The organism is Janthinobacterium sp. GW823-FHT06H09, from assembly GCF_058794735.1.
Window position 1 is genome coordinate 1 of record NZ_JBXAHC010000014.1, and the last position, 14,694, is coordinate 14,694.

The 14,694-nt window shown below is 63.6% G+C and carries 8 protein-coding genes; 3 read left to right on the forward strand and 5 right to left on the reverse strand.

The genetic code is table 11. The features are described from left to right. Positions 1-426: 426 nt before the first annotated feature. The 3 genes from tldD to AC1Q6X_RS22040 are packed head-to-tail and all read right to left on the reverse strand — an operon-like array spanning position 427 to position 6,924. The gene (tldD, locus tag AC1Q6X_RS22030) at positions 427-1,887 is read right to left on the reverse strand and encodes a metalloprotease TldD (RefSeq protein WP_492498392.1); all 1,461 of its coding nucleotides are present in this window, start codon (positions 1,885-1,887) and stop codon (positions 427-429) included. Between the two features lie 24 nt (positions 1,888-1,911). Next, positions 1,912-2,712, reverse strand: coding sequence for a carbon-nitrogen hydrolase family protein (locus tag AC1Q6X_RS22035; protein ID WP_070291147.1), 801 nt, complete (start codon positions 2,710-2,712; stop codon positions 1,912-1,914). Between the two features lie 36 nt (positions 2,713-2,748). Next, complete coding sequence (locus AC1Q6X_RS22040) at positions 2,749-6,924, reverse strand: YhdP family protein (protein ID WP_492498393.1); 4,176 nt, start codon at positions 6,922-6,924, stop codon at positions 2,749-2,751. A 259-nt stretch (positions 6,925-7,183) separates the two neighbouring features. On the opposite strand from AC1Q6X_RS22040, the gene glnE reads away from it, so the two are divergent. The 3 genes from glnE (at position 7,184) to AC1Q6X_RS22055 (ending at position 11,338) form a co-directional block, all read left to right on the forward strand. Continuing rightward, entirely contained in the window at positions 7,184-9,940 is a 2,757-nt protein-coding gene (glnE, locus tag AC1Q6X_RS22045; protein WP_492498394.1) for a bifunctional [glutamate--ammonia ligase]-adenylyl-L-tyrosine phosphorylase/[glutamate--ammonia-ligase] adenylyltransferase, read from the forward strand. A 96-nt stretch (positions 9,941-10,036) separates the two neighbouring features. Then, complete coding sequence (locus tag AC1Q6X_RS22050; protein ID WP_083287269.1) at positions 10,037-10,528, forward strand: cache domain-containing protein; 492 nt, start codon at positions 10,037-10,039, stop codon at positions 10,526-10,528. 27 nt (positions 10,529-10,555) lie between these two features. Next, the gene (locus AC1Q6X_RS22055; protein WP_070219248.1) at positions 10,556-11,338 is read left to right on the forward strand and encodes a YoaK family protein; all 783 of its coding nucleotides are present in this window, start codon (positions 10,556-10,558) and stop codon (positions 11,336-11,338) included. Positions 11,339-11,380: 42 nt separating this feature from the next. Here AC1Q6X_RS22055 and gap read toward each other — a convergent pair whose 3' ends face one another. Together gap and tkt are read right to left on the reverse strand one after the other, a co-directional pair. After that, a complete protein-coding gene (gene gap / locus AC1Q6X_RS22060) occupies positions 11,381-12,391 on the reverse strand; it encodes a type I glyceraldehyde-3-phosphate dehydrogenase (protein ID WP_010395244.1) in 1,011 nt (336 codons plus the stop codon). Positions 12,392-12,467: 76 nt separating this feature from the next. Next, positions 12,468-14,465, reverse strand: coding sequence for a transketolase (tkt, locus tag AC1Q6X_RS22065; RefSeq protein WP_070312784.1), 1,998 nt, complete (start codon positions 14,463-14,465; stop codon positions 12,468-12,470). Positions 14,466-14,694: the final 229 nt, after the last annotated feature.

Here is a 14,694-nt window from a genome sequence, read left to right on the forward strand (position 1 = left end):
CCAAGATTTTGACAGCGGTCGATACCGTTCGCAATACCACGAACGGCATGAGGGGAATAATACAAGGTCGGATTAGCGGGGCGCAGCCACGCGTCATCCAACAACCGTGTTGACGCGGCCGGCAGTGGTGTCGGGTTACGCGCCTTGCGCTAACCCGACCTACGCGAGCGAAATCTCGGAAAAGTAGGTCGGATTAGCCCGGAGGGCGTAATCCGACAATCGCGTTGACCTCACAGCAGGTAGGTCGGATTAGCGGGGCGCAGCCACGCGTCATCCGACAACCGTGTTGACGCGGCCGGCAGTGGTGTCGGGTTACGCGCCTTGCGCTAACCCGACCTACGCCAGCGCCATGTCAGAGAAAGTAGGTCGGATTAGCCCGGAGGGCGTAATCCGACAACCGTGTTGGCCGCCCCGTGTTCAGCAAAATCAGGCCGTGCCGCCGACCGTGATGCCGTCCAGGCGCAAGGTCGGCTGCCCCACGCCCACGGGCACGCTTTGCCCTTCCTTACCGCACACGCCCACGCCCGAGTCGAGGCGCATGTCGTTGCCGATCATGGAGACGCGGTTGAGCACGTCCGGGCCGTTGCCGATCAGGGTGGCGCCCTTCACCGGATAGCTGAGCTTGCCGTTTTCGATCATGTACGCTTCGCTGGCCGAAAAGACGAACTTGCCATTCGTGATGTCGACCTGGCCACCGCCGAAGTTGACGGCATACAAGCCGTTTTTCACGGAAGCGAGGATCTCGCCTGGGTCCTTGTCGCCACCCAGCATATACGTATTCGTCATGCGCGGCATGGGCAGGTGGGCGAACGATTCGCGACGCGCGTTGCCCGTCACGGGCATCTTCATCAGGCGCGCGTTCATCGTGTCCTGGATGTAACCCTTCAGGATGCCGTCTTCGATCAGGGTCGTGCACTGCGTGGGATTGCCCTCGTCGTCGATATTGAGCGAACCGCGCCGGCCGGCCAGGGTGCCGTCATCGACCACGGTGACGCCCTTGGCCGCCACGCGTTCGCCGATGCGGCCCGAAAACGCGGACGAACCCTTGCGGTTGAAATCGCCTTCCAGGCCGTGGCCGATCGCTTCGTGCAGCAAGATGCCGGGCCAGCCCGGTCCCAGCACGATGGTCATGGGCCCGGCGGGCGCGGGGCGCGCTTCCAGGTTCACCAGCGCCGAATTGACGGCATCGCTGGCATATTGCTCCAGCACGGCATCGCTGAAATAGTCGTAGCTGAAACGCCCGCCGCCGCCGGCCGAGCCCGTTTCGCGGCGGCCGTTCTGTTCCGCGATCACGGTCAGCGACACGCGCGCCAGCGGGCGGATGTCGGCCGCCAGCACGCCGTCGCTGCGCAGCACCAGCACCACGTCGTACTCGCCGGCCAGGCCCGCCATCACTTGCACCACCCGGGGGTCTTTCGCCCGCGCCATCTTTTCCACGCGCTCGAGCAGCTGCACCTTGGCCGTGGCATCGAGCGAGGCGAGCGGATCGTTAGGCAGGTACAGCGAGCGTCCGCCCTGCGGCTGCATCCGGCCCGCGATCTTGATTTTGCCGGCGCCCGCGCGCGCAATCGTGCGCGTGGCCGCTGCCGCTTCCAGCAGGGCCCGCTCGGAAATGTCATCGGAGTACGCAAACGCCGTCTTGTCGCCGGACACGGCGCGTACGCCCACGCCCTGGTCGATGGAAAAGCTGCCCGTCTTGACGATGCCCTCTTCCAGGCTCCAGCCTTCGCTCTTGGTCGACTGGAAATACAGGTCGGCATAGTCGACCTTGTGCGTAAACATCGTGCCCAGGGCTTTGAGCAGCTTGTCTTCGTCCAGGCCGAACGGCGTGAGCAGGATATCGCGCGCCACGGCCAGGCTGGACAGATTGGGTTCAAATGGAATCATGGCTATCTTTTCTCAACATTCAATTTACATCGTCCGATGGGTTAGCGCGGGCAGGGACTCGCGCACGCCGGCCAAAAACACCAGGTCGATCTCGCCGCTGACCACGCCCTCGCCTTCCGGCAGCACGGCGATCACTTCGCCCCACGGGTCGATCAGCATGCTGTGGCCCCAGGTGCGGCGGCCGTTCGGATGCAGGCCGCCCTGCGCCGAGGCCAGTACATAGCACTGGTTTTCGATGGCGCGCGCGCGCAGCAGCACTTCCCAGTGGGCGCTGCCCGTCGTATGGGTAAACGCGGCCGGCACGACGATCAGCGCGCAATCGCCCATGGCGCGGTACAGTTCGGGAAAGCGCAGGTCATAGCAGATGGACAGGCCGACGCGGCCGAACGGCGTCTCGATAGCGCGTACCTGCGCGCCCGGCACGATGGTGCGCGATTCATTGTACGACTCGGTGCCGCGCGTAAAACCGAACAGGTGGATCTTGTCGTAGCGGCCGGCCGGCTCGCCTTGCGGGTCGTACACCAGCGTGGTGTTCAAAACCTTGCCCTCCTCGCCGGAAATCAGGGGCAAGGTGCCGCCGATCAGCCAGATGCCGTGCTGGCGCGCCATCTGCGCCATACCATCCTGGATGGGGCCGCTGCCAGGCTGTTCCGCGTGGGCCAGCTTGTCCGTTTCCTGCTTGCCCATGATGGCCCAGTATTCGGGCAGCACCACCAGTTGCGCGCCACCGGCGGCGGCCTGCGCCACCAGGCGCCGCGCCGTAGCCAGGTTGTCTTCCACGGAAGGCGAGGAAATCATTTGTACTGCTGCAACTGTATGCATCATTTCACCTCTTGTACATTCGACCTTGCCGAATGGCATTTATTTCGCCACGGCATCGCTCGCCGCCGCTGCGGGCATGGCGACAGGTTCCAATTTACCACCATCGAGCTTGGTCACGACGGGCGATTTCCACGGGCCGGCGATCTGCATATGGTAGGTGAGTGCTTTCATCACGGGCGCGCGCAGGAACAGTTGCGCCAGGAAACTGCCCAGGCCGATGACGGGATTGACGGCCAGCGCGTACACGAGCGGTCCCGTTCCCAGGTTAAATTCGGGGATCACCACCACGTGCAAATTCGTCGTTTCATTGGCGATATCGGCCGTGCCATCCATCAGCACGGTGGCCGCCACGCCATGCATCTTGAGGTTATCGGTGGTCACCACGCCGCGCTTGATGCTGGCGTTGGCCGTGATGCCGTCGAAGGCCAGGCCTTCGGAAAACACGTCGTGGAAATCGAGTTTCAGCAGGCGGGGCAAGGCTTGCAGGCTGAGTACGCCCAGCAGCTTGGCCGCGCCCGGGTCCTGTTTGAGGAACTGGCCCGATTCCACCTTCATCTCGATCTGTCCCGACAAGGTGGGAATGTCTAGCGAATACGGCAAGCCATTCCAGGCGATATCGCCGCTCAGACGGCCCTTGCCGCGGCGCACCGTGTCGGCAAAGCCGAAGCGGTCGAGCAGCTTGCCCGCATCGACGATGTCGAGGCCGAATCGCAGGCTGGTCGTGCTTTGTCCATCCTTGATGACCCATTTTCCACTGCCGCTCAGCGCGCCATCGGCGTTCGACAGTTGCAGCTTACCCACGCGCCACTCGCGCCCGCCCGCCGCCATCGTGTTATAGGCCTGCAACTCCAGCCGGCCGATCTTCTTGTTGAACAGTTCAAATTGCTCGGCAACGATATCGAGCGAGGGGATCGACTGGGCGCCACTCTTTCCTTCCAGCAAATTCTTGACGTCGTTGGCAGCCGACTCCGGAATGATCAGCGACGACAGGCGCGCCGTCATCTTGCCCAGACCGGACGGCGTTTCCAGCCACGTCACATAGCCCGACACTTGTTTTGCGTCGATATTGGCTTGCCACACATCCTTTTGATGCGTGGCGCCGACCACGACGTTTTCCAGCTTGCGCTCGCCCAGCATCAGTTCGCTGGCACGGGCCGCCATCATGTCCGGCACCACATATTGCGCAATATCGGGCGCATCGTCGGCGGCGCCGCTGTCGCCGGACGCCGGGGCGCTGCCGGCGATCTCGCTGCCGACGGCGATCCAGCTGTCCACGTCCAGGGTTTTCATGTTGACGTTAAGCATCATGCCGCTATCGGGCTCGGGCGCCGGCACGTTCACGCCGATGCCGCCGCGCACCAGGCGCCAGGCGTCCTTGCCCTGCTTCTGGCGCTGGTAGCGGGCAGCGATGCCGGAGCCGAGCGCGATGCGGATATCATCCGTGCGCAGGCCCGCGCCGTTGGCCGCATTGCCCGTCAGGGTGAATTTCACGGGCAGGCTGTCGCCGGCCGGCTTTTTCAGGGGAGCGGGGAAATCCAGGCCCAGGCCCGTCAGCGGCGACTCGACATTGACCACCACCTGGTGGTCGCGCGCCGTAATCAAGCCGTTGTAGCGCGCGCCGCCATTCAAATGTTTCGCCAGGCGCTGCAGCACGGGCGCCGGATAGGTCTTGCGCAAGCCGTCGATGGTCATGTTGCCGGCGATTTTCACTTGAATCGAACTGTCCGCCTGCGTGCCGCCCGAGATGGCCAGCGGCCCGCCCAGCAGGCTGCCATTCAAGCCATTGAGGTTGACGCCCTTTTCGTTGAACTCGATCTTGCCCTGCGTGCCCAGCACGGGCGGCATGTCGTGGAACAGCACCACGTCGTTGCCCGCCAGCTGCAAGCTGCCCTGCACGGTCGACTCGAGCATGCGCTCGATCGGCAAGTGCAGTTTGAGGGCCAGCCTGGCGTTGCCCGTCGCCGTCGTTTCGTCCGTGAAATGCTCGATCCAGCCCAGCACGGGGCTGGCCGTCACGTACTTGAGGAATTCCTGCATCGGTCCAGCCGCATTGCCTTCAATGTCAAGCAAGGTGTCGAAGACGGTCAGGTCGGGGATCACGGCTTTGACATTCGTCAAGGCCACGCCGCCCGTGGTGGCCGTGTCGCCGCGAATTTCCATGCGCGCCCGCTCGAACACAAAACTGCCCTTGATCTTTTCCGCCTGCGGCCACAGGGGCGCCTTGCCCGCCAGCGGGCCGCTTTCGGCAAATTCGCCGGGCGCATAGTTCAGCTTGCCATTCTCGATCTTGCCGGCAATACGGAAGTCGCCACGGTTGCGCTGGGCGGCATTCCGCTGGGCGGGTGTATCGGCCTTGAACGGAAAATGCTCGAGTTCGCCGCGCAGGCGCAGACTGACATCGTGCGCCATGCCGCCTTCCAGCGCGCCCGTCAGCCAGTGGCGCAGATGCTCGGGCGTTTGCAGCGGCAGGTAGCGGCCGATGGTGTTGATCTCGAAATTATCGATGGTGCCCGCCAAGTCGACCTGGCCCAGGTTCTTGCCGTCGAGCGGCATCCGATGCGAACCATGCAGGGCGACTCGCATGCCTTGTTGATTAAGATCAAGCCTGTCCAGGTCGACTTGTAGCATATTGTCTGCTTGGAAAGCCCAGCGCGCCTCCATTTCGAACTGTTCGAACGGCAAGGCCGGCTCACTCAAATAGGAGGCCAATTGCAATACCAATCCCCGTGCATCGATATCGACCTTGCCGCCCTTGTCGCTGGCGTCGATACTGCCAGTCAAATGTTCGAAACCGGGAATAGCCGGTGCGGCGGCCTGCGCGGGGCTGGTCGCCGTCTTCGCCACGGCCAGGCGCGCCGGCTGCGCATTCAGGCCCAGATCGATGAGCTTGCCGCGCAGACGGTAGCTGGCGGGGGTGGCCATCTCGCCTTCCCATTGCGCTGAAAAATCCTGCAAACGCCCGCGCGGTGCCAGGGCGTCGAGGCGCTGGCGCTGCTGCTCGCCCAGCGGCAGCTTGTCGGCCAGTGCGGCCAGGGTTTGCAAATCGAGCGACTTGGCCGTGATTTCCGTGCGCGCCGGCTTGCGCTTCGTGGCAGCGATGAAACGCTCGGACAAGGTCGTGGGCGGCAGGCTGAGGCCATCGCGGGTTTCCACCGCGAAATTCGTCAATTCCACCTGATGGCCATTCGCGCCAAAGGTGGGCTTGCCGTCGGGCACCTGCGCCGACAGCTCTTCTTTGGCCGAAATGCGTCCGCTGACCGACAGCAGGTCGAGCGGCGCGATATGCTCGCCCAGCTGCGCCTGCACATCCGTCAAGCCCACATCGGCCGTGAAGCCGGCCAGGCGCGCGTGATCCAGGCTCAACCAGGCGCGCAGCGCGCCCTTGCCCTGGCTCAGTTCGAATGGATAGTCGAGGTAGCGGCGCCAGGCGGCCAGGTCGGCGTTTTTCAGGTCCGCGTACAGCTCGCCCTTCCACATCGATACATCGGAGATGCGCGTGCTGAAAGGCGGATGCGTGAAGTGAGCGCGCACATCGATGGGCGCGGCCAGGCTGGCGGGCGGCGTGGCCTGCAAGCCCAGCCTGTGGCTGCGCCAGCGATTGCGCAGCAGCAGATTGACCTGCGACAAAGCCAGCTCCGGCGTGCCGCGCGCTTCGTCCGTCCAGCGCACCTTGCCGTCGCGAATGATGATGTCATGCTGCGACAGCAGCCAGTCGGCGCCCTTGCCATCGCTGCCTTGCGTGCTGTCGATCAACACCCCGGCCACATACAGCTTGCCATCCTTGCTGCGCCGTACGTCCAGGTCGGGCCGCGTGATTTCCAGGGTGGTGAAGCGCACGGAACCGAGCACGCTCCACCACGACACGGTGGCCGATATGCTCGGCAGGCTGAGCGCCTGGCGGCCCGCCTGGTCGCGCAGGGTCACGTCGCCGAAGAAGAGATTGGGCCGCACGCCATGCCAGGAGGCATAAATACGCGCGATGCTGACAGGGTTGCCCAGCGCGCGGCTGGCCGCCCGCTCGATATCGCCTTTGTAATAATCGATATTCGGCAGGATCGCGTAGCGCAGGAATAAAAACAGCACGGCGAAGGCGAAATACGCGAGCAGCACCAATTTGATGGTAAAACCCAGCACATGGTGGGTGGCCAGGTTGGCCAGGCGATAGGCGGCACGCAGCCGCTGCCAGCGCAGGGCCAAGGGCACATGCTCTGTCACGCTTGCTTCTGGCGGTTTTTGCATCAATAAGCTAATAAACTGGCCCGGCGTCAAATAATGGCAAAAATCGTCTGCATTCGTGGTGCGCGCCTGCATCCTTGCGCTTGCGTCTGAGCAAAGCCTCCCTTACCATCGTTCGGAAGAGCACGCACTACCGGCGGTATTGGGCCGGCGGCACAATTTTACCGCATCCCCCGCCGTTCGCCGCCAAGTTAAACAAGAACATGCACGCAGCATCCACGAGACCCTTACCGATACCATGAGCACACAGCCTTTGATCTCCGCCTCCCGTTTCTACCAGCGCTGGCTGGACGCCGCCCCCGAGCGCGCCGCGCAGGTAACGCAACTGGTGCGCGCACCATTGGACGGGCTCGACTTTGCCGCCGCGCTGGCCGAGCAATCGAACGCCGCCACGCCGCCGCTGCCGCCCGAGCGGGCCATGCGCCGCCTGCGCAATCTGCTCGTCTGCGGTCTGATCGCGCGCGATCTTGGCGGTCAGGCCGACTTGCATGAAGTCGTCACGGCCATGACGGGCTTTGCCGATTTCGCCATCCGCACGCATGTGGACGCCATCATGGACGAAATGGTGGCCCTGCACGGCATGCCTGTCGGCGAGGAATCAGGCGAGGAACAGGCTTTGATGGTGCTGGCGATGGGCAAGCAGGGCGGCGGCGAGCTCAACGTCTCGTCGGATATCGACCTGATCTTTGTGTATCCGGAAGATGGCGACACGCAAGCGACCTTGCCGGGCCAGCGCAGCCTGTCCAACCACGAGTTTTTCATTCGCATGGGCAAGAAACTGATCGCCGCCCTGGCCGAGATCACACAGGACGGATTTACTTTCCGCGTGGACATGGCCTTGCGTCCGAACGGCAACTCGGGTCCGCTGGCCGCCAGTCTGGGCATGGTCGAGCAATACCTGATTGTGCAGGGACGCGAATGGGAGCGCTATGCCTGGGTCAAGGCGCGCGCCGTGACGGGCAAGCCGGAGGACATCGCCTCGCTCGACGCCATCGTGCGCCCCTTCGTCTTCCGCCGCTACCTCGATTTCGGCGTCATCGACGCCATCCGCACCATGCACGGCCAGATCCGCGCCGAGGTCAACCGCCAGGAACGGCTGCATCCGGACCGCAGCAACAACGTCAAGCTGGGCCGTGGCGGTATCCGCGAAATCGAATTCCTCGCGCAAGTATTCCAATTGATACGCGGTGGGCGCGACGCCGAGCTGCGCGAGCGCTCCACGCGCGCCACCCTGCGTACGGTGGCGGACAAGGGCTTGCTGGAACCGGCCATCGTGGAACAGTTGCTTGGTTCCTACACTTTCCTGCGCAACCTCGAACACCGGCTGCAGTATCTTGACGATGCACAGACACACACCCTGCCCGCGAATGACGCCGACCGCCTGGTGGTGGCGCAGATGATGGGCCTGCCCGACGTCGCTACCCTGCTGGCCCAGCTGGAAGCGCACCGCGTGTTTGTCGCCGGCCAGTTCGACGAAATGTTCAGCGACAAGAGCAGCGGCACGCCGCCGGCCGACACGGGCATCGACCCGCAGACGTCGAACGACTGCGCCGCGTCCGACCAGCAGGAAGCCATCGAGGCGCGCTTTGCCGCCATGGGTTTCCATGAACCGGCCGCCTGCGCGCGCCGTTTGCTGGCCACGTGGCAGGCGCCCCGGCTGCAATCCCTGCCCGAAGCGAGCCGCACGCGTCTGGTGGCCCTCGTCAATTCCGCCCTGCCCCTGATCACCGATTGCTCCGTGTCCAACGGCAATGCCAGCCAGCTGGCCACCCTGGGCCGGCTGCTCGATTTCCTGGAAGCCATTGCGCGCCGCTCGGCCTATCTGTCATTGCTGACAGAGTACCCGCACACGCTCGAGCGCGTGGTGCGCATGGTGTGCGCCAGCGGCTGGGCCGCCACCTTCCTCACGCAGCACCCGATCCTGCTCGACGAGCTGCTCGATGAACGCATCCGCAACACGGTGCCCGACCCGGCCGCGCTGGCGCTGGACCTGCAGCGCCAGCTCGACGACGCCCCCGGCGACACGGAGCGGCAGATGGATATCCTGCGCGAAATGCACCACGCGCAGCTGTTCCAGTGCCTGGCGCAAGACCTGGCGGGCGACCTGAGCGTGGAAAAGCTGGCCGATTACCTGTCGCAGCTGGCCGACATCATCGTCGCCGCCACCGTGCAAGCCGTGTGGCAAACGTTACCTGCGCGCCACCGCGAGGTGCCGAAATTCGCCGTCATCGCGTATGGCAAGCTGGGCGGCAAAGAACTGGGCTATGTCTCCGACCTTGACGTCATCTTCCTGTTCGACGACGACGACCAGGAAGCACCCGGCCTGTACGCCAAACTGGCGCAGCGTTTCATCACCTGGATGACCTCGCACACTTCGGCCGGCATCCTGTTCGACATCGACATCGCCCTGCGCCCCGATGGCGCCTCGGGCATGCTGGTGTCCAGCGTGCAGGCGTTCGAGCGCTACCAGAGCAGCGCGGCCTGGGTGTGGGAACACCAGGCGCTCACGCGCGCGCGCTTTTGCGCGGGCGACGTCAGCATCGGCAAGCATTTCGAGCGCATCCGCGACACGATCCTGCGCAAGGAACGCCCGGAAAACGGTCCGCTCAAGGGCGAAGTGGTGGCCATGCGCAAGAAGATGCTCGATGCGCATCCGCCCCGTCCCGGCAGCTTTGATCTGAAACAGGATCCGGGCGGCATGATCGACATCGAGTTCATGGTGCAATACCTGGTGCTGCAGCATGCGGCGCAGTATCCGCAGCTGACGGCCAACTCGGGCAATATCGCCCTGCTGCGCCTGTGCGGCGAACTGGGACTGATCGACGCGCAACTGGCGACCCTCGTTGCCGACGCCTACCGCGCGCTGCGCAAGCTGCAGCACCAGCTGCGCCTGCAAGGGCAGGACCTGGCCCGGGTGGAACCGGAACGGGTGCGCGTGCATGCGGACAACGTGATGCGCCTGTGGCACACGATCTTTCCCGCGACGATTGCATAAGCACGGCGCCGGCGTATGATACGTACAGGCAACTCCACTTCCCAGTGGTGCCGTACAACAGGCCGCGCCGGGGTTGCCCATACCAGGAGACAGCGTATGAAGACAAGTGTAAAAACGGCAAGTGTAAAAACGGGCATCCACGCCCTCGTTGCCAGTTTCATCCTCTGCGCCATGCCGGCAACGGCATGGGCCGCCCCCAGAGGCAGCGCGGATGAAGCCATCGCCATGACCAAGCGCGCCGTGGCCATGATCAAGGCCGACGGCAAGGAAAAGGCCTTTGCCGCCATTGCCGATCCCGCCAACACCAGCTTCCATGACCGCGACCTGTACATTTATGTGTACGACATGAATGGCGTCACCCTGGCGCACGGCAACAATCCCAAGATGGTCGGCAAGAACCTGATCGACCTGAAGGACAATGAAGGCAAGGCCGTCATCAAGTCGCTGATCGCCACGGCCAGCACGCCGGCCGGACGCGGCTGGGTAGACTTCAAGTGGCCCAATCCCCTGACCAAGGTGGTCGAACAAAAATCCGGCTACATCGAACGGGTCGACAATATGATCGTCGGTTCCGGCATCTATAAATAAGCCACGGCAAGAGGAAAACGCGCCCGCATGCCGCTCCATTACCTGTCCCGTCTGAGCGGATCGGCGCGCGATACGCAAGCCAATCTGCAGCTGGGCTGCGTGCTGGCGCTGGTGGCGGGCGCCGTCAACGCGGGCGGCTTTCTTGCCATCGGCGGCTATACCTCGCACATGACGGGCATCGTCTCGGGCATGGCGGACGACCTGGCGCTGGGCAACGTCACGGTAGCCCTGGCCGCGCTGGGCGCCTGGCTGGCCTTTGTCAGCGGCGCGGCCGTCACGGCCATCATGGTGAACTGGGGCAAGCGGCGCCGGCTGCACAGCCAGTTTGCCGCCAGCCTGCTGCTGGAAGCGGCGCTGTTGCTGCTGTTCGGCCTGACGGGCAATTACCTGGCCGCCATGCCCGACGTGCTGGGCCCCGTCACCATCTTGCTGCTGTGCTTTGTCATGGGCTTGCAGAACGCCATCATCACCAAGATTTCGGGCGCCGTCATCCGCACCACGCATGTGACGGGGCTGTCGACCGACATCGGCATCGAACTGGGCAAGATGGCGTATTACAACCGGCGCCACCTGCCGGACCGCATGGTCAAGGTCAACCGCGGCAAGCTCAGGACGCACAGCCTGCTGATCAGCTGCTTCTTCATCGGCGGCGTCAGCGGCGCACTGGCCTTCAAGCACATCGGCTTTCCCGCCGCCACCATCCTGCTCGCCGGCGTGCTGACCCTGCTATCGGGCGTGCCCGTGCTGCGCGACTTGCGCGTCTTGTGGCGCTTCTACCGGCGCCGTTTTTATTCGCACAGCCATGAATAAAAAAACGCCCCGAAGGGCGTTTTTTCTTATGCGGTCACAAAATTACTTGGCCGACATCAGTGCGACGGTGGTGTCGAGCATGCGGTTCGAGAAACCCCACTCATTGTCGTACCACGACGATACTTTCACCAGACGGCCCGACACCTTGGTCAGGGTCGAATCGAAGTTCGACGAAGCCGGGTTGTGGTTGAAGTCGATCGAGACCAGCGGTTCGGTCTGGTAGGTCAGGATGCCTTCCAGGGCGCCTTCCGACGCGGCTTTCATCAGCGCGTTGACTTCTTCCACGGTGGTGTCGCGCTTGGCGATGAAGGACAGGTCGACCAGCGACACGTTGATGGTCGGCACGCGGATGGCGAAGCCGTCCAGCTTGCCATTCAGCTCAGGCAGCACCAGGCCCACGGCGGCGGCGGCGCCCGTCTTGGTCGGGATCATGCTCATGGTGGCCGAACGGGCGCGGCGCAGATCTTCATGCATCACGTCGGACAGCACCTGGTCGTTGGTGTAGGCGTGCACGGTGGTCATCAGGCCCGTTTCGATGCCGATGGCGTCGTTCAATGGCTTGACCAGCGGTGCCAGGCAGTTGGTGGTGCACGACGCGTTCGAGATGACGGTGTCGGTCGATTTCAGCACCGAGTGGTTCACGCCGAACACGACGGTCGCATCGACGTCCTTGCCGCCGGGTGCCGAGATGATGACTTTTTTCGCGCCGCCCTTCAAGTGAGCCGAAGCCTTCTCTTTGGTGGTGAAGAAGCCCGTGCATTCCAGCACGACGTCCACGCCCAGCTCGCCCCATGGGATTTCAGCAGGATTGCGCTGTGCGAATACGCGGATCGGATCGCCATTGACGATCATGTTGTCGCCTTCGACGGTGACCGTGCCCGGGAACTTGCCGTGCGCAGTGTCGTAGCGGGTCAGGTGGGCGTTCGATTTGGCATCGCCCAGGTCGTTGATGGCAACGATCTGGATATCCTGTTTCTTGCCGCCTTCGTAGAAAGCGCGCAACACATTACGGCCGATGCGGCCGTAGCCATTGATTGCAACTTTGATCGTCATACTCTGCTCCTGATTAAAAAAGAAGGTACATGCACGCCCCCGGCGACAACATCGCCAGGACCGTTAAAAATCAATATTAGCCAGCGATAACGGCTTTCACCTTGGCGACGACGTTCTCGACCGTGAAGCCGAAGTGCTTGAACAGCACGCCGGCAGGCGCCGATTCGCCGAACGTGTCGATACCGACCACGGCGCCTTCCAGGCCCACGTATTTGTACCAGAAGCTGGTCACGCCCGCTTCGATGGCCACGCGCGGCACGCCTTTCGTCAGCACGCTGGCCTTGTAGGCGGCGTCCTGGCGGTCGTAGACGTCGGTCGACGGCATCGACACGACGCGCACATTGATGCCTTCCGAGGCCAGCGCGCTGGCGGCGGCGACGGCCAGTTCCACTTCGGAACCGGTGGCGATCAGGATCGCCTTGGGCTCAAGCACGTCGTTGAGCACATAGCCGCCGCGGTAGATGTTCTCGATCTGTTCGGCGCTACGTTCCTGGTACGGCAGGTTCTGGCGCGAGAAGATCAGGGTCGACGGACCGTCCTTGCGGCGCACGGCGGCGCCCCAGGCGGCAGCCGACTCGACGGTGTCGCATGGACGCCAGTTGTCCAGGTTCGGGATCAGGCGCATCGACGAGACGTGTTCGACCGATTGGTGCGTCGGGCCGTCTTCGCCCAGGCCGATCGAATCGTGGGTAAACACGAAGATCGAACGCAGTTTCATCAGGGCGGCCATGCGCAGGGCATTGCGGCTGTAGTCGGAGAACGTCAGGAACGTGGCGCCGAACGGGATGTAGCCGCCGTGCAGGGTGATGCCGTTCATGATGGCGCTCATGCCGAATTCGCGCACGCCGTAGTTGATGTGGTTGCCAGGCTGGCCCGAACGCACGGCCACGCACTCTTTCCAGTTGGTCAGGTTCGAACCGGTCAGGTCGGCCGAGCCGCCGAGGAATTCCGGCAGCGACGAAGCCAGTGCCTGGATGGCGTTCTGGCTGGCCTTGCGGGTGGCGATGTTTTCTTTCTTCTCGACGCAGGACGCGATGGCGGCGCTCAGGGCCGCTTCGAATGCCTGTGGCAGTTCGCCTTGCATGCGGCGCGTCAGTTCAGCCGCTTGCTGCGGGAATTCGCGGCTGTAGGCGGCAAAGCGCTCGTTCCAGTCCGCTTCCAGCAGGGCGCCCTGCTTCTTGGCGTCCCACGCGGCGTACACGTCGGCCGGCATTTCGAACGGTGCGGCATCCCAGCCGATGTATTCGCGCACGGCAGCGATTTCCTTGTCGCCCAGCGCGGCGCCGTGGACCTTGTCGCCGCCTTGCAGGTTCGGCGAACCCTTGCCGATGATGGTCTTGCAGCAGATCAGGGTTGGCTTCGATGCGGTCTTGGCGGCGGCGATGGCGGCTGCCACGGCGGCCACATCGTGACCGTCGACGGCGCGGATGACGTTCCAGCCGTACGCTTCGAAACGGGCCGGGGTATCGTCCGTGAACCAGCCTTCGACTTTGCCGTCGATGGAAATGCCGTTGTCATCGTACAGGGCGATCAGTTTGTTCAGGCCCAGGGTGCCGGCCAGCGCGCACACTTCGTGCGAAATACCTTCCATCAGGCAACCATCACCGACGAAGGCGTAGGTGTAGTGGTTGACGATGTCGTGGCCAGGCTTGTTGAATTCAGCGGCCAGCAATTGCTCCGACAGGGCCATGCCGACGGCGTTGGCGATGCCCTGGCCCAGCGGGCCGGTGGTCGTTTCCACGCCGGGCGTGATATCGACTTCCGGGTGGCCCGGGGTTTTCGAATGCATCTGGCGGAAGGCCTTGATGTCATCCATCGACAGGTCGTAGCCCGTCAGGTGCAGCAGCGCGTAGTGCAGCATCGAGCCGTGGCCGTTCGACAACAGGAAACGGTCGCGGTTTTGCCATTTCGGGTTCGCGGGATTGTGGCGATAGTGACCACTCCACAGGGCAACTGCGATCTCGGCCATGCCCATCGGCATGCCTGGATGGCCGGAATTGGCCTTTTGTACAGCGTCCATTGCCAGTGCGCGGATCGCATTGGCCATTTTGGTAGTCGGGAGCGTAGTTGTCATGATGGTGTGGGTCAGTCGCGGAGTTTAAATTCGTTTGCAGCGCAGCTGGGCGCAGTCAGAGCTATGTATTTTACCAGACCAACAAGGGGAAAAATCAAACCGCGCAACGCGCGCCGCCGCAGCTTGTGCCGCTTGCGCCCGGCAGGGGCGAAAAAAAACCGGGCCAGGCCCGGTTTTTCGCGACGTACGCCGCTGCGGGGCGCGCCGCAAATCGGCCCGCCCCACCCGT